The following is an 18,397-nucleotide window of genomic DNA, read 5'->3' as shown; positions in this document are numbered from 1 at the left end:
CGGTCCTCACAGACGCTGCGCGACGTGGCGGTCGCGGCCGTAGACGGTGATCAGGACGAGGATCGCGATGCCGAGCATCACCTGCTGCATGTTCGGCCCCACGGAGAAGCCGATGAGCAGCGTGGTGAACCCGGTGGTCACGAGGACACCCGCGATCGTGCGGGCGTAGCCGCCGGCGCCGCCGAGCAGCGAGGTGCCGCCGACCACGACGGCCGTGATGGTGGAGAACAGGTAGGGCGCGCCGATGTCGACCGAGGCGCCACCGCTGAAACCGCCGAGCAGCAGGCCGGCCGTGCTCGCGCACACCGCACCGACCGTGTAGACGACGACCCGCACCAGCATCGGACGGACGAGCGCCAGGCGCGCGGCCGTGACGTTCGAGCCGAGCGCGTAGATCTGCCGCCCGATCACCGTGCGGCGCTCGACGACGATCACGAGGGCGGCGACGAGCACCCACACGACGACGGCCGCGGGGATGCCGAAGCCCAGGAACGAGCCGTTCGGGGAGACGGAGGAGGTGATGAAGCCGGGGACGTCACCACCGGTGTTGCCGTCGACCGAGATGAGCACGCCGCCGGTCACGATGGAGGCCACGCCGAGGCTCACGACGAGTGGGTGCAGCCCGAACAGGCTCGACAGCACGCCGTTGGCCAGACCGATGGCGATCGACAGGACGAGCACGAGCAGCACGATCTGGCCGAAGCCCCAGCCCTTCGCGTACAGCGTCGGCAGCAGCACGTTCGCCATGCCGATCGTCGCGGGGATGGACAGGTCGATGCCGCCGATCATGACGGCCCAGGTCTGGCCGACGGCCGCGATCCCGAGCACGGCCGACAGCACGAGCAGCGACATGATCCCCGAGCGCGAGAGCACCTCGGGCGTGGCGACCGCCAGGACCAGGAACATCGCCACCGGGGCGGACGTCACCTCGGGTGAGGTCGTGATGGACATCGGACCTACTTGACCGGGAGCTCGGCGAGCCCGGCGTCGAACGTCTCCGGCTCTCCGGAGCCGGTGAACAGGTCGTCGTAGTACGACGCGGGCACCGACTCGCCGTCGACCGGCTGGGCGTTGCACGCGCTGCTGAGCTTCATGCCGCTCTTGTAGTACTGGTCGACGTTGGAGCCGTCGATCTGCGCGAGCGGGTAGAGCAGCGTGTTGTGCTTCGGCTTCTGGCCGGCGAGCATGCGCAACGAGACGCGGAAGGCCTCGTTCACGCCCTGGCCGGCACCACCGGCGAAGCCGAAGGAGTCGGCGCCGGTCTGCTTCCAGCTGGCGAGCCAGGAGCAGGCACCTTCGAAGCCGGTGACCGGCGGCAGGTCACGATCGGCCTGCTGGAACGCCTGGGTGACCGGGACCGCGCACACGCCGCCGTCCCAGACGCCCGCGATGCTGCCCTGGTGCGTGCTGAGGTAGCTGAGCATCTGCGACTTGATCGTCGAGGTGGTCCACTCCCCTGTGATGTGGTCGACCTTCAGGCCGGCCTTCTCGAACGCGTCGGCCGCTCCGGCCTGGCGAGCCTCGGCCGCGGCGACGCCGGGGATGCCGTCGCACATGACGACCGTGTCCTTGGTGTCACCGACCTTGTCGATCAGCCACTCGGCCGACTTCTTGCCGGCGTCGTAGGCGCCGAAGTCGGACTGGATGACGTTCGTGCAGTCGGTGCCGGTCTGCATGACGACGACGAGCGTTCCGGCCTTCTGGGCGGTGTCGAACGCCTTGCAGACACCCACGGTCGGCGGCTGCATGACCAGGATGACGTCGCAGCCCTTCTGGACCATCGAGGTGATCTGCGTGGCCTGGAGGCTCGCGTTGTTGTTGGCGTCGCTCACCGTGAGACCACCCTTGGCCACACCCTTCTTCTCCAGCTGGGCGACGATGTTCTTCGCGACCGTCAGGCCCTCCTGACGCCAGGAGTTGCCCTGGTAGGCGCTGGAGTAGCAGAACTTGTAGGGCGCCTCGCCCGGCTCCCAGTCGGCGTACGGGTTGGGGCCGACGCGGGTCGCGTGCCAGAAGCCCGCGTACGTGTCGCGGACCGACTCCGGCAGCGCGTCGAGCGCCTCCTTGTCGGCCGCCGACTCCTTGCCGCCGGTGTTGAGCTTGGTGTACGCCCCCGTCCCTGCTGCGTCGTCGCCGTCGTCGGCGGACAGTCCGCCGCACGCGGTCAGGGCGACGAGCAGCCCGAGGACGGTCGCGGCCAGCGCCACCTTCTTCCCGCGACGGGGGCGCGGGAGGCGTGTCGTGAGTCGGTTCATGGTGCTCCTAGCGGGATAGCGCGTGACGTAGCGCACACTGTTTGGTGTGTAACATACAACATGCCACATGCCGCTCTCGTCAACGAGAATCGCGAAATGAAACACGACCGTTACGATCGGCGCACGGACGAAGGCCCGGCCGACCGCGACCTCAGCGGACGGCCCGACTGAACGGAGCAGGATGAAGCCGCTGGCCCACGAGGGATCGATGGCGGACCGCGCCACGTCGGCCCTGCGCACCGCGATCCTCAACGGCGACCTGGAGCCCGACACCCTGCACGCCGTCCACACCGTCGCCGACAGCCTCGGGGTCTCACGCACCCCCGTGCGCGAGGCATTGATCCGGCTCGCCGCCGACGGCCTGGTGCGGGTGCAGCGCAACCGGGGCTTCGTCGTGCTGCACACCTCGGCCGAGGACCTGCGCCAGATCTTCTCGTTGCGCCTGCTGCTCGAGGTCCCCGCGACACGGGCCGCGGCGCTCGCGGCCACGGACGCCGACATCGCGGCGCTCGAGGCCGACATCGGCCGCATGCGCGAGGCGCGCGACGCCGACGACGCCGAGACGTTCCTGAGGGCGGACCGTCAGTTCCATCGCACTCTGCTCACCATCAGCGGCAACGACCGACTCGCCGAGTTCGTCGACGGCCTGCGCAACGTGGTCCTGGGGACGGGCGTCTCGACCGCCAACCGGACGGAGTCGATCGAGGAGATCCTCCAGCCGCACGTCGAGATCCTCGGGCTGGTGCGGGCCCACGACGCCGACGGCGCCGCGCGTTCCATGCGTGAGCACCTGCTGCACACGGCCCGCAAGCTCATCGGCCAGGAGTTCGGCGAGGACGAGAGCATCGCGTTCGACGAGGTGCTCGGACGGTTCGGGGCCACGTAGGCGACGTCCCACACCGCGGGTCCGTCAGGCGGGGTGCTCCTTGTGCCACGCCACGAGCGCGTTCGCGTGGCCGTGCCCGAGGCCGTGCTCGGACTTCAGCACCGCCACCTTCTCCATGTGCTTCGCGTCGCCCAGCGCGCTGATGACACCCATCCAGTGGTCGATCGACTTCCCGCAGGTCCTCTCGATCGACGGGAAGTACGACGCGGGGCCCTTCGTGGGCCACTCCTGCTCAGCCATGGCCCGAGCGTAGGCCTCGGACGTAGCCTGAGGCCATGGTCGACGACGCTCCCGCACCGCTCACGCCGCTCGACGAGGACTGGGAGCGCGCTCTCGTGGTGGTCGCCCACCCCGACGACGTCGAGTTCGGTGCCGCGGCCGCCGTCGCCCGGTGGACGGACCAGGGCAAGACCGTCGTCTACTGCATGGTCACCAGCGGCGAGGCCGGCATCGACGCGCTCCCGCCGGACGAGTGCCGCACGGTGCGGGAGGCCGAGCAGATCGAGTCCGCGCGCGTGGTCGGCGTCGACGTCGTGGAGTTCCTCGGCTTCCCCGACGGCGTCGTCGAGCCGACGATCGCCCTGCGCGCCGCCATCGCCGAGCAGGTGCGCCGACACCGTCCCGACGTGGTCGTCACCGGCAACCACCACGACACCTGGGGCGGCAGCTCGCCCAACCAGGCCGACCACATCGCCGTCGGGCGGGCCACCATCCACGCCGTGCAGGACGCGGGGAACCGTTGGATCCACCGCGAGCAGCTGACCGACGGGCTCGAGCCGTGGGGCGACGTCCGTCAGGTCTGGGTGGCGGGCTCCCCCGTCGCCGGGCACGGCGTCGACACGACCGCCACGTTCGACCGTGGCGTCGCCTCGCTCGAGGCGCACCGTGCCTACATCGACGGGCTGGGCTGGGAGCACTTCGACGCCGCCGAGTTCCTCGAGGGCATGTCGCGCCCCACCGGTTCACGCCTGGGCGTGACCCACGGCGCCGCCTTCGAGGTCGTCTCGATGACCTGGGGCGAATGACCCGCGTCGTCGCCACGGGCCGTCGTAGGCTCCGAGCGTGACCTCCGTGCAGCACGTGCCCTCGTTCACCGTCGCGCAGCGCTTCGCGATGACCACCAACCGCTACGAGGTGGTCGCCTCCGACGGCACGCCCGTCGGCTTCGCCGAGCAGAAGCGCATGGCCCTCAAGGAGAAGGTGACGTTCTTCGCCGACGAGGGGCGCACCCGGCCCGCCTTCTCCTTCACCGCGCGCAACGTGATGGATCTCGGTGGCGGCTACGACGTGGTCGACGCCGAGGGCGCCTCGCTCGGCTCGTTCCGCAAGCTCTTCGGCCAGAGCCTCATGCGCACCACGTTCGTCCTCGAGGGCGACGGGTTCACGGGCACCGGGCAGGAGCGCAGCCAGCTCGTGGCCGTGCTGCGGCGCTTCACCGACGTGCCGTTCCTGCGCTTCCACTTCGACGTCGTCGACGACGCCACCGGATCACCGCTGATGTCGGTCGAGCGCGCGGCGTCGGTGCGTGACCGTTACGAGGTCTCGGTCCCCGACCCCCGTGTGGACGTGCGGCTGGCCGCCGCCTTCGCGGTGGGTCTCGACGCCCTGCTGGGGCGCTAGACCGCGACCACGCTGCCCTGACAAGCAGAGAGCCCGCCGTCCTGTGGGACGCCGGGCTCATCGTGCTCCCCCGATTGGACTCGAACCAATAACCCTTCGATTAACAGTCGAATGCTCTGCCAATTGAGCTACGGGGGAATGGCTCCCACTTGGGGAGCACGATCGCATACTCTACCAACCTCCTGGCGCAGTCGTGACACAGCCCGGTCCCCCGTGCGTCGTGCCGTCGAGACGCTCATGCCGAGGTGCTGCGCCACGTCGGCCCAGGGCGTCGGACAGGTCCCGTCGGGAGCCCTCGCGTACCGCAGGAGGAGCACGTCGCGCTCCTGCGTCGTCAGGGCTGCGAGGTCGTCGAGGACCGCCGGGCTCTCCGGTCCACACGCGGCCGACGCGGGCTCCGGCACCACCTCGTGCGGCACCTCGAGGCGGGCCCGGCGGTGCTCCTGCAGCGCACGGGTGATCCATGGCCAGGCGTACGTCGCAAGGCGGGCCCCGCGGTCGGGGTCGAAGCGGGCCACGGCGGCCAGGAGGGCCATCGCGCCGACCTGGAAGGCGTCGTCGATCTCGCCCGGTCCGAATCCGAGGGCCCGCACCCGCATCGCCGCCAGGCGCAACGAGCCACGCGCCAGCGCTTCGCGCGCCTGGAGGTCGCCGGAGCGGGACGCCAGCGCGAGCCGTCGCTCCTCCCCCGGCGCCAGCGGCGCTTCCTGCAGGAGACGACGCACCAGGTCCATGGCTCCACCGTGCTGCGCGGAGACGAAGGGATCCAGGGTGCTCAGAGCGACTGTGGACGGCGGTGCGGGACCACTCCCGACCCGACCCGCGGCTGGGGACGAGCCGCTGGAGCTACTCGCCGCCGAAGGTCTTGTCGCGCAGCTCGCGGAACTCGCCCTGGCGAGCGAGCAGCTGGCTGAACACCTCGCGGTATTCGTCCGGCTGCTCCGCCGGGTCGGTGCGCTGCAGCTTGGACCGCAGGTCCTCCACCAGACGCCCCACCGTGAGCAGACGGAGCCGGGCCATGACCGCGGTCACCACGCGCGCCGTGGAACCCTCGGTGGAGCTCAACGGCTCCATGGCGGCCAGGCTCAGCACCCGGCGCAGGTCGTCGGAGACCAGCGCGTCGGAGACCCGCGGCACGAACGTGGGGTCGGTCTGCTCCGGCAGGCCGACCTTCTGCATGGTGCGCCAGATCTCCTGTGCCACCGGGTGCGTGAAGTCGTCGTCGTCGAGACTCTCGGCCGGGACGCGAGCCAGGTGAGGGTGCTGCGCGAGGGCCTTCAGCGCCTCGCGCTCGTCGGCGAACTGGCGCGCCCCGAAGCTGACGAAGGGCTGCGGCGGCGGGGCCGGCGCGGGCGTCTCGGCCTGCTGCGTCGGCACCCGACGCTCCGGCTTGACCGCCGGCTTGTACCGACGGTGCTCCGTGCGCACCTGGTCGACGTCGACGCCGACGCGCGTGGCCACCTCGCGCAGGAACTCCTCGACCTTGCTCTTGTCGCGGATGGACGTGGCCAGGCCGACGGCCTCGCGCACGGCGTCGACGCGCTGGTCGGCGCGGTCGAGGTCGTACCGGGTGAGCACGTTGTCGAGCACGAACCGGTACAGCGGGATGCGCGCGTCGACGAGTGCGCGCACGCCGGCGTCGCCGTCGGCCAGGCGCAGGTCGCACGGGTCCATCCCCCGCGGCTCCACCGCGACGTAGGTCTGCGCGGCGAACTGCTGGTCGCCCTCGAAGGCCTTCATCGCGGCACGCTGGCCGGCCTCGTCGCCGTCGAAGGTGAACACGACCTCCCCGTGCATCGCACCGTCGTCGAGCAGGATGCGTCGCAGCACCTTGGCGTGACCCTCGCCGAACGCCGTGCCACAGGTGGCCACGGCGGTGCGCACACCGGCCTCGTGGCAGGCCATGACGTCGGTGTAGCCCTCGACCACCACGGCCCGGCTCTCCGAGGAGATCTGGCGCCGTGCGAGGTCGACCCCGTAGAGCACCTGGCTCTTCTTGTAGATCGGCGACTCGGACGTGTTCACGTACTTGCCCTGCATGAAGTCGTCCTCGAACATCCGCCGGGCACCGAACCCGATGATCTCGCTCGTCATCTCGCGGATGGGCCACAGCAGCCGGCCCTGGAAGGCGTCGAACAGCCCGCGGCTGGAGCGCCGGGCCAGCCCACCGGTCACCAGCTCGTCGTCGGTGAAGCCCTTGCCCTTGAGGTGGGCGATGAGGGCGGTGCCCGATCTCGGGGCCCAGCCCATCGCGAACGTCTCGGCCGCGCGCTGGTCGAAGCCACGGTCGGTCACGAACTGGCGCCCCGGCGACGCCTCGGGGGCCGAGGCGAGGGTCTGCGCGTAGAACTCGCCGGCCAGGCGGTGGGCCTCGAGGAGCCGCTGACGCTGCTGGGGGTCGCGACGAGGCCCGCGCGACTCGCCCTCCTCGTAGCGCAGCTGGATGCCGTACTTGGCCGCCAACCGCTCCATCGACTCGACGAAGCTCAGGCCCTCGATCTTCTGGATGAAGGCGATCGCGTCGCCGCCCTCGCCGCAGCCGAAGCAGTGGAAGGTGCCGCGCGCGGGGTTGGCGTGGAACGACGGGGTCTTCTCGTCGTGGAACGGGCACAGGCCCTTCATGGTCCCGCCCGACCGGCGCAGCGTGACGTACTGCTCGACGACCTCGTCGATGCGGGCGCGTTCACGGACGAGCTGGATGTCCTCGTCGTTGATCAGTCCCGCCACGAGACGATCCTAGGCCGTGGCCGTCAACCGAGGAGCCGGTCGGCCCACAGCCGGGCCGACACGTCGGTCAGGCCGGCCACCTGGTCGATCACGACCCTGGTGCGCGCCGCGTCGTCCTCGGCACGCAGGAGGTCGGCGCGGAACTCCGGCTCCAGGTGCTCGTCGCCCGTGGCCACCAGCAGCGCGACGAGCGAACCGAGCGCTTCGCGCTGGGCGGTGAGCTGCCGAGCGCGGTCGTCCGACCGCATCACGTAGTGCGCCGCGATGGACTTGAGCACGACGATCTCGTCGCGGGTGTCGGCCGGCACCTCCAGGTCGGCGCCGTAGCGGGTGAGCGGGCCCGGCCCCCAGCGCTCGACCGTCGCTCTCTCCGCGGACACCGCGAACCGGCCGATCAGCCCGCTGGTCAGGCTCTTCAGCACCGCGTGCGCCTCACGGCTCCCGTCGAAGTCCTCGCGCGGCCACTCCGGCATCGCGCGCAGTCGCTCGAGTGCCGCACCGAGACGGTCGTCGTCGGCGTCGGGGTCGTACCAGTCGCGCGCCACGTGGTAGACGTTCGCCAGGTCGAGACGCCCGGGCAGCAGGCTGAACCACCCGCCCACCACGGCGTCCTCCACGTCGTGCACGGAGTAGGCGATGTCGTCGGCCAGGTCCATCACCTGCGCCTCGACCGGGCGTCGACCCTCCGGAGCACCGAGCCGCAGCCAGTCGAAGATCGGCCGGTCGTCGGCGTAGACGCCGAACTTCGGGCCGCCGTCCGGCGCGTCCCCGCGCGCCCACGGGTACTTCACGCAGGCAGCCAGGGTCGCGCGCGTGAGGTTCAGTCCCACGCTCCGGCCGTCGGCGTCGACCGTCTTGGCCTCCAGCCGGCTGAGGATGCGCAGCGTCTGGGCGTTGCCCTCGAACCCGCCGACGTCGCGAGCGGCCAGGTCCAGGGCCACCTCGCCGTTGTGACCGAACGGCGGGTGCCCGAGGTCGTGCGAGAGGGCCGCGCAGTCGACGACGTCGGGGTCGCAGCCGAGCGTGGCGCCCAGCTCGCGCGCCACCTGCGCGACCTCGAGGGTGTGGGTGAGCCGGTTGCGGACGAAGTCGTCGAACCCGGCGCCCATCACCTGGGTCTTGGCCGAGAGCCTGCGCAGCGCCGCGGAGTGCACCACGCGTCCGCGGTCGCGCTCGAACGGGGTGCGTCCGGCCCGCTTCGTCGGCTCCGCGACGACCCGCGCCCGCGACTCGATGCCGTACGGACTCTCCACGGCGGGAACGCTACCGCGTGGTGCAGCCACGGCGGCAGCGCACGGCGTGCCAGGCTGTCGTTGTGCTCTCCACGGTCGCGGTGCTCTCCGACGTCCACGGCGTGCTGCCCGCGCTGGAGGCCGTGCTCGCCGAGCCGGGCGTGGCCGACGCCGACCTCGTCGTCGTCACCGGCGACCACACGTGGGGGCCGCAGCCGGCCGAGGTGCTCGACCGGCTCCGGGGCCTCGGTGCGGCGGTCCTGCTGGTGCGCGGCAATGCCGACCGCGAGCTGCTGCAGATGTCGCGCGGCATCGACGTCGGCCTCGCGGACGACCCCCTCTCCGTGTGGGGAGCCGGCCAGATGACCGCGGCGCACCAGGAGCTGCTCGACGCGATGCCGGAGCAGGTGACGCTGGAGATCGAGGGGTTCGGTCCCGTCCGCTTCTGCCACGCCACACCCCGCGACGACCAGGAGGTCGTGCTCGTCGACAGCCGGCTCGAGCGGTGGGCCGAGGTGCTCGTCGACCTGCCCGACGACGTCCGCACGGTCGTCTGCGGCCACACCCACATGCCGTACCTGCGGCTCGTCGACCGTCGCCTGGTCGTGAACCCCGGCAGCGTCGGGCTCCCGTACGGGCACGACGGCGCGAGCTGGGCAGTGCTGTCGGGCGGGCAGGTCACGTTCGGGCGGACCGCCCTCGACCACGACCAGCTGGTGCGCGACGTCGTCGCGGGATCGAGCTGGTCGGGGGTGGCGGCCTGGGCCGAGGAGACGCTGCTCCGCCCAGCCGGCGACGTCGAGGCCCTCACCACCTTCGGCCCCCGCGACGGACGCTGAGGCCCGCACTGACCCTGGTTCTCCCCCACCCACCTCGGCGGGCACGCCAGGTTGAGTTGCAGAAGACCGAGGTGAGCTCGTGATTCCCATCAGCTGATGGGAATCGCTGGTCCAGCCCCGGAGGCGCGGACCGGGTCAGAAGCGGCCGTTGCGGGGGCGGGGCTGGCAGCGGGGGCAGGTGAAGGAGCTGCGGTTCATGAACGCGTCGCGGCGGATGGGGGTGCCGCAGCGCGGGCAGGGCTCGCCCTCCTGGCCGTAGGCGGCGAGGGAGCGGTCGAAGTAGCCGCTCTGGCCGTTCACGTTCACGTACAGCGCGTCGAAGGAGGTGCCGCCCTGCTCGAGCGCCTCACCCATCACGTCGACGACGTGGCCCAGCAGCGACTCGACCTCGCGCACCCTCAGGTTCTCGGTGGCGCGTGCGTAGTGCAGCGGCACGCGCCACAACGACTCGTCGGCGTAGATGTTGCCGACCCCCGACACGAGCGTCTGGTCCAGCAGCGCCCTCTTGACGCCCGTGCGGCGTCGGCGCAGGCGCGCGGCGAACAGGTCGGGGTCGAACGAGGGGTCGAGCGGGTCGCGGGCGATGTGGCCGATGGTCGTCGGGACCTGCTCGTCGTCCACGGCGGCGAGCATCATGCCGCCGAAGATCCGCTGGTCGACGAACCTCAGCTGCCGACCGTCGTCCAGGTCCAGCACGATGCGCAGGTGCCTGGGCGCGGGGGCGTCGGCGTCGCTGATGAGCATCTGCCCGCTCATGCCGAGGTGGCACAGCAGCGCCTCGTCGCCGTCGAGCACCAGCCACAGGTACTTGCCCCGACGCCGCGCCGACGCGACGCGCCGGCCGACGAGCCGCGGGACGAAGTCGGCGGCGCCGGGCAGGTGGCGCTTCAGCGAGCGCACGTCGTGCACCGTGACGGCCGTGACCGTGCGGCCGACGACATGGGTGTCCAGGCCCCGCCGGACGACCTCGACCTCGGGCAGCTCAGGCACGAACCGCTCAGACCTCGACGGCGTCGGCCGGGCTCACCTCGGCCGTGATGGCCCGCCACGCGATCTCGGCGACCTGCTGCTCGGCCTCCTTCTTGGAACGACCGGTGCCGCCCTCGTACCGCCGGTCCCCGACGAGCACGGCCGCCGCGAACGTCTTGTCGTGGTCGGGGCCCTCGCTCTCGATCGCATAGCGCGGCACGCCGAGGTCGTGGTTGGCGGCGATCTCCTGCAGCGAGGTCTTCCAGTCCAGACCCGCGCCCAGGTCGGCGGCACGGGCGATGAACGGGTCGAAGACCGTGTGCACGACCTCCGAGGCACGCTCGATGCCGAACTGCACGTAGATCGCCCCGATGACGGCCTCGACGGTGTCGGAGAGGATCGACGACTTGTTGCGTCCGCCCGTGGCCTCCTCGCCGCGGCCCAGACGGATGTGGGAGCCGAGGTCGAGGGTGTGCGCGACCTCGGCGAGCGCCTTGGCACTCACGACGGCGGCCCGCAGCTTGGCGAGCCGCCCCTCGGCGAGGTCGGGGTGGTTGGTGAAGAGCGCGTCCGTGACGACGAGACCCAGCACCGAGTCGCCCAGGAACTCCAGGCGCTCGTTGTTGGGCAGTCCACCGTTCTCGTACGCGTACGAGCGGTGCGTCAGGGCGTGCTCGAGGAGATCGGCGTCCAGGTCGGGGACGCCGAGCACCTCCCTCAGGGCTTCGTGGCCCTGAGGATCAGAGGACCTGTCGACGCTCACCGCGCGCGCCGTACTGGCCGCACTCACCGCACGCACGGTGCGGGACGACCTTCGAGTCGCAGGCGGGGTTGGCGCAGTCGACGAGGGTGGTCGCCGTGGTCTTCCACTGCGAACGGCGGTGGCGCGTGTTGCTGCGCGACATCTTCCGCTTCGGAACTGCCACGATCTACTCCTTGTTCGGCCCCGGGACATCGCCCGGGAGGTTCTGGGTCAAGCGGCCCAACGACGCCCAGCGGGGGTCGATCGGATCGCCGTGTGTGTGGTCTGGATCGTCCGCGAGGCGCGCCCCGCACTCGGGGCACAGTCCCGGACATTCCGGATCACACACGGGGTTGAGCGGCAGTGCGAGCACCACCGCGTCCCGCAGGACGGGTTCGAGGTCGAGCAGGTCGTCCTCGAGGGCCGGAAGCTCGTCTTCCTCCCCGTCCTCCTCAGCACCGTCGCCGGCGCCGATCGGGTCGTACAGGTACAGCTCCTGCAGGTCCACCACGACGGTGTCGTCGAGCCGGTCCAGGCAGCGGACGCACTCGCCCACTGCTCGCGCCGAGGCGGTGCCGGTGGCCAGCACCCCGTCCATGACGGCCTCGAGCCGGAGCTCGAGATCGATGGACGATCCCTCGGGCACGCCGTAGACGTCGTGGCCCAGATCCGCAGGCGCCTCGATGGTCCTGGTGAACGTACGCTCGGTCCCTGGTCGGCGTCCCAACACCTGGGTGTCGAAGACCAAGGGGCCCGGTTGCACGTTCACGTCCGTCCGTCGATGTGCACAGCAGATCACAGCCTGCAAGCAGGCCGCCGTCCATCATAACCGGTGCCCGCGCCGCGACACCAATCGCGTACCTGCACCCTCCGACCCGCCCGGGCCCTCCGGGGCTCCCCCGGAGCGACGGGCCCCCGTATGTCGGTGGATGGTGGGACCCTCGAGCCGTGGAGACGTCGGCGGAGCGCGAGGGAACGGTGCTGCACGCCGACCTCGACTCCTTCTTCGCCTCCGTCGAGATCCGCGACGACCCCGCGCTGCGCGGTCGTCCGGTGGCCGTCGGCGGGGGCGTGGTCATGGCGGCCTCCTACGAGGCACGCGCCCGAGGTGTGAAGGGGGCGATGGGGCTGCGTCAGGCCCTCCGGCTGTGCCCCGACCTGGTGGTGGTGCCGCCCCGTCCGGCGGCCTACACGCAGGCCAGCCGCGAGGTGTTCGCCGTCTTCGACGACACCACCCCGCTGGTCGAGGGCGTCTCGATCGACGAGGCGTTCCTCGAGGTCGGCGGCCTCCGCCGCATCCGGGGCGCACCGTCGCAGATCGCCACGCAGCTGCGCGCCGACGTGCGCGAGCGGGTCGGGCTGCCCATCTCGGTGGGCGTCGCGCGCACCAAGTACCTCGCCAAGGTCGGCAGCGCCATGGCCAAGCCCGACGGCCTGCTCGTGATCCCGCTCGACGACGAACGCCGCTTCCTGCTCTCCCTGCCGGTCCAGGCCCTGTGGGGCGTCGGGCCGCGCACCACCGAGAAGCTGCACGCCGCCCGCATCCGCACCATCGCCGACGTCGCCGCCCTGGAGCGAGGTGAGCTCGCCTCGCTGGTCGGTGTCGGTGCGGCCGCACACCTGCACGCGCTCGCCTCGGGCCACGACCCGCGGCGCGTGCGGGCCCGTCCGTCGCGGCGCTCCATGGGGGCCCAGCACGCCCTCGGCCGGGGTGAACGGACCCCTCAGGAGGTCGAGGTGGTGCTCCTCGGCCTCGTCGACCGCGTGGCGCGGCGTCTGCGCTCGGCGGGGCGGACGGCGTCGACCGTGGTGCTGCGGGTGCGGTTCGACGACTTCACCAGCTCCACCACCTCGCACACGCTGCCCCGGCCGAGCGCCCACACCCAGGTGCTGCTCGAGGCGGTGATGCACCTGCTGCGGTCGCGTCACGGCGAGATCGCTCGGCGGGGCATCACCCTCGTCGGCTTCCAGGCCGCCGGCCTCGACGACCACGGCGAGCAGCTGCTGCTCCCGCTCACGGCCGCCGACGACCCCGGGCTCGACTCGGCGGTCGACGCCGTCCGTGATCGCTTCGGAGCACTCGCGGTGCGTCGAGGTGCCCAGCTCGGGCGGGGCGAGCGGCCCGCCATGCCGACGCTGCCGGACGACTGAGCCGTCCGCCGGAGCTCAGGAGCGGCCGAAGACCTCGTCCAGGCGCGCGAGCACGAAGTCGGGCACCAGCCCGCTCACGTCTCCCCCGCCCTTCGCGACCTCCTTGACCAGGCTCGAGGCCAGGAAGGAGTACTCGGGACTGGTGGGGATGAACACGGTGTCGACGTCGGTGAGGCTGCCGTTCATCTGGGCCATCTGCAGCTCGTAGTCGAAGTCCGAGACCGCCCGCAGGCCCTTCACGATGGCCGACACGTCGTGCTCGGTGCAGAAGTCGACCAGCAGGCCCTGGAAGGAGTCGACCGACACGTTCGGCAGGTCGGAGGTGGCTCGGGCGAGCAGGTCCATGCGCTCCTCGAGCGAGAACAGGCTCTTCTTGTTCTCGTTGACCAGCACGGCCACGACCACCTCGTCGAACAGCCGGGAAGCCCGGCGCACGATGTCGAGGTGACCGTTGGTCACCGGGTCGAAGGAGCCGGGGCAGACGACACGGGTCACGGCGCCGACGCTATCAGGGCTCGTCGCTGCGGGCTCCGAACCACACGGTCGTCTCGCCGTGGGCCCGCTCCCGGAAGCCCTCGAAGCCCGGCGGCCACGCGAACGGCGTGCGGGTCGAGCGCTCCACCACCACCACGGCGTCGTCGGCCAGCACCGCGTGGAGCCCGGTGACGACGGCCGCGACGTCGTCGGTGCCGACGGCGTAGGGCGGGTCCAGGAGGACCAGGTCGTAGGGACCCGTCGCCGACCCGACGAAGCTCGCCGCGCTCGTGCGGTGCACGACGGCCTCGGCGCCGAGGTCGCGGACGTTCTGCTGTGCCACCTGCGCTGCCCGACGGTCGGACTCGACCAGGTCGGCCGAGGCAGCACCACGCGACAGCGCCTCGAGGGCGAGCGCACCGGACCCGGCGTAGACGTCGAGCACCCGGAGCCCGTCCAGGCCCCCGAACAGCGAGACCAACGACGCGAAGAGCGACTCGCGCACACGGTCGGACGTGGGACGGGTGCCGTCGCCGGGGGGCGTGCGGAGCCGGCGACCGCCCCACCGACCGGCGATCACCCGCGTCACGTGCGCTCCAGGTAGTCGGCCTGCCGGGACTCCTCGAGCCGGTCGACGGCGAGCCGCAGGTCCGGTGCCGAGTCGAGCGCGGGATCGGACTCGACGAAGGCGGTCGCGACCTCACGCGCGTCGGCGATGACCTTCTCGTCCTTGACCACCGACAGCAGGCGCAGGCTGCTGCGGATGCCCGACTGGGCGGCGCCCAGCACGTCGCCCTCGCGCCGCTGCTCGGCGTCGAGCCGCGACAGGGCGAAGCCGTCGGACGTGGACGCGACCGCGTCGAGACGCTCGCGCGACGGCGACTCCTCCTCCGCCGAGGTGACCAGCAGGCACAGGCCGGGGTGGCCACCACGCCCGACCCGTCCGCGCAGCTGGTGCAGCTGCGACACCCCGAACCGCTCGGCGTCGACGACCACCATCACCGTGGCGTTGGGCACGTCGACCCCCACCTCGATCACCGTCGTGGCCACGAGCACGTCGATCTCGCCCCGCGCGAAGGCGGTCATCGTGGCGTCCTTCTCGTCGGCCGGCTGGCGTCCGTGCAGCATGCCCAGGCGCAGGCCCTCGAGCGGCCCGGCGGCCAGCTCGTCGTGCAGGTCGAGCAGGGACCGGGTCGGTGGGGCGTCGGGGTCGGCGGCCTCGACCGCTGCCCCTTCGGCGTCCTGACCGATCCGCGACACGACCACGTAGGCCTGGCGGCCCTCGGCGACCTCCTCGCGCACCCGGTCCCAGGCCCGGGCGAGCCAGTCGGGCCGCTCCGCCGCCGGGACCACGGTGGTCTGGACGGGCCGACGTCCGCCGGGCAGCTCGCTCAACGTCGAGGTCTCGAGGTCGCCGAACACCGTCATCGCGATCGTGCGCGGGATGGGCGTGGCCGTCATGACGAGGACGTGTGGCTTGACCTCCGTGCGGTCGACCAGCACGGCGCGCTGCTCGACGCCGAACCGGTGCTGCTCGTCGATCACCAGGAGCCCGAGCTCGGCCAGCTGCACGGTGTCCTGCAGCACCGCGTGGGTGCCGATGACGATCCCGGCGGCACCGGACGCGGCGTCGAGCAGGGCCTCCTTGCGCGCCTTGGCCCCCATGGACCCGGTGAGCAGCCGCACCCGCGTGCCCTCGGCCGCTCCCCCGAGCATCCCGCCCTGCGCGAGCGCCCCGAGCATGGCCGTGATGCCGCGGTGGTGCTGCGCGGCCAGCACCTCGGTGGGCGCCAGGAGCACGGCCTGCGCACCGTCGTCGACGACCTGGAGCATGGCCAGGAGCGCGACGATCGTCTTGCCCGAGCCGACCTCGCCCTGGAGCAGCCGGTGCATCGGGTGCTCGCGGGCCAGATCGGCCTCGATCTCGGCCACCACGGAACGCTGGCCGTCGGTGAGCGTGAACGGCAGCTGCTCCTCGAAGGCGTCGCGCAGACCGCCGACGCGACGGGGTCGCGGTGCTGCGGACTGGCCCAGGGCGGCGTGCCGACGCTGGGCGAACACCGTCTGCAGCACGAACGCCTCCTCGAAGCGGAAGCGGTCGCGCGCGAGCTGCCACTGCTCGGTGGAGCGGGGCCGGTGGATCATCTCGAACGCCTCGGCGGCGGCCGGCAGGCCCCGGGACGCCCGGACGCCGGCCGGGACCGGGTCCTCGACGTCGGCGATCGCCAGCACCGTCTCGACGGAGCGCTCGATGGCGAGCGAGGGGATCTTCGCGCTCGCCCGGTAGATCGGGATGATGCCGCGCGCGATCCGCCCCTCCATGGCGTCGGGGCCCTCGAGCGGCTCGTACAACGGGTGGGTGAGCTGGAGACGGCCGTTGAAGGCCCCGACCTCGCCGGCGAACAGCCCGACGGTGCCGGGCGCCAGCTGCGCCTGCCGCCACGGCTGGGAGAAGAAGGTGAGGGTGATCCGCGCGTTCCCGTCGGTGATGGTCACCTCCGTGCGGGTCTTGCGCCCGCCCGGCCCGAAGCGCCGGTTCACCGCCTCGACCACGCGGGCCATGACCGTGGCGTACTGGCCGACCTGGAGCGCCGCGAGGTCGGTCATCTCGCCCAGCGACACGTAGCGCCGCGGGTAGTGGCGCAGCAGGTCGTCGATGGTCTCGAGGCCGAGCGTGGCCAGCTTCTTGGCCGTCGCGTCGCCCACGACCGAGCGCAGCCGACGGTGCGGCGGGTTGGTCGGCGTGCCTGCGGGGGTCGTGCTCACTGCCCCACTCCTACTCCACCGCGACGAACAGCGGGTAGTTCTCCTGGCCGCCCTGGTAGACGACCACGTCGACGTCGACCCGCTCGGCCCGGAGGCGGCGGGACAGCTCCTGCGCGACGTCGTCGTCGGCTCCGTCGCCGACGACCAGGGTGACCAGCTCGGCCGCCGGGGACACGAGCCGGTCGAGGACCGCACCCGCGACCTCGGCGACGTCGTGACCGACCACCGCGAAGTCGCCGGAGACGACGCCGAGCACGTCGCCGACGTCGCACGGGCCGGCCATCGTGATGCCCGGCTCGGTGGCCACCGTGACGGCGCCGTGCTGGGTGTGGGCGGCCGCGCTCGACATGGCGACGACGTCCTCGTCGAAGTCCAGGCCGGGGTCGTGGACCGCCAGTGCCGCCAGACCCTGCACCTGGGCGTGGGTGGGGATGACGGCGACGCGCACGCCGTCGGCGCGCACCTGCTTGGCCGCCGCGTCGAACAGGCCGACGTAGCGCTGGTTGTTGGGCAGCACCACGATCTCCGCGACGTCGAGGGAGCGCAGCGTCCCGAGCATCGTGGCGACGTCGACGGGCCGGTCACGGGTGAACTCGAGGACGTGGGCCCCGGCCTCGCGGCACAGGTCGGCCAGCCCGGCGCCGGTGGCGGCCACCACGACGGCACGACCGACCGCGGCCTCGCCCCGCTGACGGGCGATCTGGTCGGCGAAGTGGGTGACGGCGATGCGGTACGGCCGGCCGGCCTGCATGCCGGCCTCGATCGCGGCGCCCACGTCGTCGACGTGCACGTGGACGTTCCACAGCCGTTCGCCGCCCACGACGACGAGCGAGTCGCCCAGGCCGTCGAGCGCGGTGCGCAGTGCGGGGATCTCGCTGTCGTCGGCGTCGAGCAGGTACATGACCTCGTAGCCCGGACCCCCTTCGACGAAGTCGTCGCCGGCGGGCGCCACGGGGCGCGGCACGTGGTGGGCCGCCGGCTCGGGGGCGCGGCCGGTGAGGGCGCGCTCGGTGGCGTCGAGCACCACCACGAGGGCGCGACCGCCCGCGTCGACCACGCCGGCCTGGGCGAGCCTCGGCATCTGCTCGGGCGTCCTGGCCAGCGCGACCCGCGCCGACGCGGCAGCCAGGGCGAACACGTCGCGGGCCTCCGCGCCGGACTCCACCGCGTGCTCGGCCCCCTCGGCCGCCGCCCGGGCCACCGACAAGATGGTGCCCTCGACCGGCCGACCCACGGCGGCGTGCGCGGCATCGGACGCGGCCCGGAAGGACCGCGCGACGTCGGCGGGCTCGACGGGGGCGTCGAGGGACAGGTCGTGGAAGGTGGCGCGCACGAGCTGGGAGAGGATGACGCCGCTGTTGCCCTTGGCTCCCGTGAGCAGGCCGTCGGTGTGGGCGCGGACGAGGTCGGCGAGGGCGACGTCGTCGGGCAGTGCCGCCACCGCGTCGGCCCCGGCCACGAAGGTCAGGTAGGCGTTGGTCCCGGTGTCGCTGTCGGGGACCGGGAACACGTTGAGCGCGTCGATCTCGGCCCGGGTGGCCGACAGCGCCTGCACGCACAGCTGGGTCCACGCACGGAAGGCGTCGGGACGCAGGCGCAGGACCATGGGGTGAGGTTAGCGTGGCCCCAGGACGTACCGGTGGCACCCGCGACGGGCGATTGGCCCCGCCCGGTGGGCATCGGCTATCCTTGAGCGGTTGCCCGCCGTGCGGGCGCCCCTCATCTTTCGTCGTCCG

Annotated in this window: 19 protein-coding genes and 1 tRNA gene; 5 read left to right on the top strand and 15 right to left on the bottom strand. The window is 72.2% G+C overall.

Annotated features, from left to right (window positions below):
- Window positions 1-6: 6 nt before the first annotated feature.
- Both ASF38_RS11560 and ASF38_RS11555 read right to left on the bottom strand, forming a co-directional pair.
- A complete protein-coding gene (locus tag ASF38_RS11560) occupies window positions 7-951 on the bottom strand; it encodes an ABC transporter permease (protein WP_056576179.1) in 945 nt (314 codons plus the stop codon).
- 5 nt (window positions 952-956) lie between these two features.
- Window positions 957-2,255, bottom strand: a complete 1,299-nt coding sequence (locus tag ASF38_RS11555; RefSeq protein WP_055965492.1) for a substrate-binding domain-containing protein — start codon at window positions 2,253-2,255, stop codon at window positions 957-959.
- Between the two features lie 208 nt (window positions 2,256-2,463).
- Here ASF38_RS11555 and ASF38_RS11550 point away from each other — a divergent pair, with 208 nt between their 5' ends.
- A complete protein-coding gene (locus ASF38_RS11550; protein ID WP_162237352.1) occupies window positions 2,464-3,141 on the top strand; it encodes a GntR family transcriptional regulator in 678 nt (225 codons plus the stop codon).
- Between the two features lie 24 nt (window positions 3,142-3,165).
- Here ASF38_RS11550 and ASF38_RS11545 read toward each other — a convergent pair whose 3' ends face one another.
- Window positions 3,166-3,381: a DUF4287 domain-containing protein gene (locus ASF38_RS11545; protein WP_056576174.1), complete on the bottom strand. Its 216-nt coding sequence runs from the start codon at window positions 3,379-3,381 to the stop codon at window positions 3,166-3,168.
- 35 nt (window positions 3,382-3,416) lie between these two features.
- Between ASF38_RS11545 and ASF38_RS11540 the strand changes: the two genes are divergently transcribed.
- A complete protein-coding gene (locus ASF38_RS11540; RefSeq protein ID WP_055965481.1) occupies window positions 3,417-4,166 on the top strand; it encodes a PIG-L deacetylase family protein in 750 nt (249 codons plus the stop codon).
- A gap of 37 nt (window positions 4,167-4,203) precedes the next feature.
- Window positions 4,204-4,761 carry a hypothetical protein gene (locus tag ASF38_RS11535; protein WP_056576171.1) on the top strand — a complete coding sequence of 186 codons (558 nt, stop codon included), beginning with the start codon at window positions 4,204-4,206 and terminating at the stop codon, window positions 4,759-4,761.
- A 65-nt stretch (window positions 4,762-4,826) separates the two neighbouring features.
- Here the strand turns inward: ASF38_RS11535 and ASF38_RS11530 are convergent.
- The 4 genes from ASF38_RS11530 to ASF38_RS11520 all read right to left on the bottom strand — a co-directional run bounded on the left by ASF38_RS11530 (window position 4,827) and on the right by ASF38_RS11520 (window position 8,741).
- Window positions 4,827-4,899 (bottom strand) — tRNA-Asn (locus tag ASF38_RS11530).
- Window positions 4,890-5,495, bottom strand: a complete 606-nt coding sequence (locus ASF38_RS17255; protein WP_082480703.1) for a sigma-70 family RNA polymerase sigma factor — start codon at window positions 5,493-5,495, stop codon at window positions 4,890-4,892. Before ASF38_RS17255 ends, ASF38_RS11530 begins: the two co-directional genes overlap by 10 nt.
- Before the next feature lie 112 nt (window positions 5,496-5,607).
- Window positions 5,608-7,488, bottom strand: a complete 1,881-nt coding sequence (dnaG, locus tag ASF38_RS11525; RefSeq protein ID WP_055965478.1) for a DNA primase — start codon at window positions 7,486-7,488, stop codon at window positions 5,608-5,610.
- Window positions 7,489-7,511: 23 nt separating this feature from the next.
- Complete coding sequence (locus ASF38_RS11520) at window positions 7,512-8,741, bottom strand: deoxyguanosinetriphosphate triphosphohydrolase (RefSeq protein ID WP_056576170.1); 1,230 nt, start codon at window positions 8,739-8,741, stop codon at window positions 7,512-7,514.
- 62 nt (window positions 8,742-8,803) lie between these two features.
- Here ASF38_RS11520 and ASF38_RS11515 point away from each other — a divergent pair, with 62 nt between their 5' ends.
- The gene (locus ASF38_RS11515; protein WP_055965471.1) at window positions 8,804-9,559 is read left to right on the top strand and encodes a metallophosphoesterase; all 756 of its coding nucleotides are present in this window, start codon (window positions 8,804-8,806) and stop codon (window positions 9,557-9,559) included.
- Window positions 9,560-9,694: 135 nt separating this feature from the next.
- Here ASF38_RS11515 and mutM read toward each other — a convergent pair whose 3' ends face one another.
- The 4 genes from mutM to ASF38_RS11495 are packed head-to-tail and all read right to left on the bottom strand — an operon-like array spanning window position 9,695 to window position 11,916.
- Complete coding sequence (gene mutM / locus ASF38_RS11510; RefSeq protein WP_056576166.1) at window positions 9,695-10,549, bottom strand: bifunctional DNA-formamidopyrimidine glycosylase/DNA-(apurinic or apyrimidinic site) lyase; 855 nt, start codon at window positions 10,547-10,549, stop codon at window positions 9,695-9,697.
- Between the two features lie 7 nt (window positions 10,550-10,556).
- Entirely contained in the window at window positions 10,557-11,291 is a 735-nt protein-coding gene (rnc, locus tag ASF38_RS11505) for a ribonuclease III (RefSeq protein WP_156364829.1), read from the bottom strand.
- Entirely contained in the window at window positions 11,269-11,454 is a 186-nt protein-coding gene (gene rpmF, locus ASF38_RS11500) for a 50S ribosomal protein L32 (RefSeq protein ID WP_055965465.1), read from the bottom strand. Before rpmF ends, rnc begins: the two co-directional genes overlap by 23 nt.
- A gap of 3 nt (window positions 11,455-11,457) precedes the next feature.
- A complete protein-coding gene (locus tag ASF38_RS11495; RefSeq protein WP_311209400.1) occupies window positions 11,458-11,916 on the bottom strand; it encodes a DUF177 domain-containing protein in 459 nt (152 codons plus the stop codon).
- A gap of 302 nt (window positions 11,917-12,218) precedes the next feature.
- On the opposite strand from ASF38_RS11495, the gene dinB reads away from it, so the two are divergent.
- The gene (dinB, locus tag ASF38_RS11490) at window positions 12,219-13,421 is read left to right on the top strand and encodes a DNA polymerase IV (protein WP_056576163.1); all 1,203 of its coding nucleotides are present in this window, start codon (window positions 12,219-12,221) and stop codon (window positions 13,419-13,421) included.
- 15 nt (window positions 13,422-13,436) lie between these two features.
- Here dinB and coaD read toward each other — a convergent pair whose 3' ends face one another.
- Genes coaD through ASF38_RS11470 form a run of 4 tightly spaced genes read right to left on the bottom strand, consistent with a single transcriptional unit; the run spans window position 13,437 to window position 18,267 of the window.
- Window positions 13,437-13,916, bottom strand: a complete 480-nt coding sequence (gene coaD, locus ASF38_RS11485) for a pantetheine-phosphate adenylyltransferase (RefSeq protein WP_055965456.1) — start codon at window positions 13,914-13,916, stop codon at window positions 13,437-13,439.
- 13 nt (window positions 13,917-13,929) lie between these two features.
- Window positions 13,930-14,484 carry a 16S rRNA (guanine(966)-N(2))-methyltransferase RsmD gene (gene rsmD, locus ASF38_RS11480; protein WP_055965453.1) on the bottom strand — a complete coding sequence of 185 codons (555 nt, stop codon included), beginning with the start codon at window positions 14,482-14,484 and terminating at the stop codon, window positions 13,930-13,932.
- The gene (locus ASF38_RS11475; protein ID WP_056576160.1) at window positions 14,481-16,661 is read right to left on the bottom strand and encodes an ATP-dependent DNA helicase RecG; all 2,181 of its coding nucleotides are present in this window, start codon (window positions 16,659-16,661) and stop codon (window positions 14,481-14,483) included. Before ASF38_RS11475 ends, rsmD begins: the two co-directional genes overlap by 4 nt.
- Window positions 16,662-16,671: 10 nt before the next feature.
- Window positions 16,672-18,267: a DAK2 domain-containing protein gene (locus ASF38_RS11470; protein ID WP_055965445.1), complete on the bottom strand. Its 1,596-nt coding sequence runs from the start codon at window positions 18,265-18,267 to the stop codon at window positions 16,672-16,674.
- Window positions 18,268-18,397 lie beyond the last annotated feature (130 nt).

Origin of the sequence: Aeromicrobium sp. Leaf272 (genome assembly GCF_001422865.1) — a bacterium.
Classification (GTDB): domain Bacteria; phylum Actinomycetota; class Actinomycetes; order Propionibacteriales; family Nocardioidaceae; genus Aeromicrobium.
Note: the sequence above shows the minus strand (reverse complement) of the source record. Positions and strands in the feature narration are given on the sequence as shown.

What these genes read in the sequence shown, in the direction of transcription:
- ASF38_RS11560 (WP_056576179.1), bottom strand. Translation starts at nt 951, where the DNA reads ATGTCCATCACGACCTCACCCGAGGTGACGTCCGCCCCGGTGGCGATG.
- ASF38_RS11555 (WP_055965492.1), bottom strand. Translation starts at nt 2,255, where the DNA reads ATGAACCGACTCACGACACGCCTCCCGCGCCCCCGTCGCGGGAAGAAG.
- ASF38_RS11550 (WP_162237352.1), top strand. Translation starts at nt 2,464, where the DNA reads ATGGCGGACCGCGCCACGTCGGCCCTGCGCACCGCGATCCTCAACGGC.
- ASF38_RS11545 (WP_056576174.1), bottom strand. Translation starts at nt 3,381, where the DNA reads ATGGCTGAGCAGGAGTGGCCCACGAAGGGCCCCGCGTCGTACTTCCCG.
- ASF38_RS11540 (WP_055965481.1), top strand. Translation starts at nt 3,417, where the DNA reads ATGGTCGACGACGCTCCCGCACCGCTCACGCCGCTCGACGAGGACTGG.
- ASF38_RS17255 (WP_082480703.1), bottom strand. Translation starts at nt 5,495, where the DNA reads ATGGACCTGGTGCGTCGTCTCCTGCAGGAAGCGCCGCTGGCGCCGGGG.
- ASF38_RS11470 (WP_055965445.1), bottom strand. Translation starts at nt 18,267, where the DNA reads ATGGTCCTGCGCCTGCGTCCCGACGCCTTCCGTGCGTGGACCCAGCTG.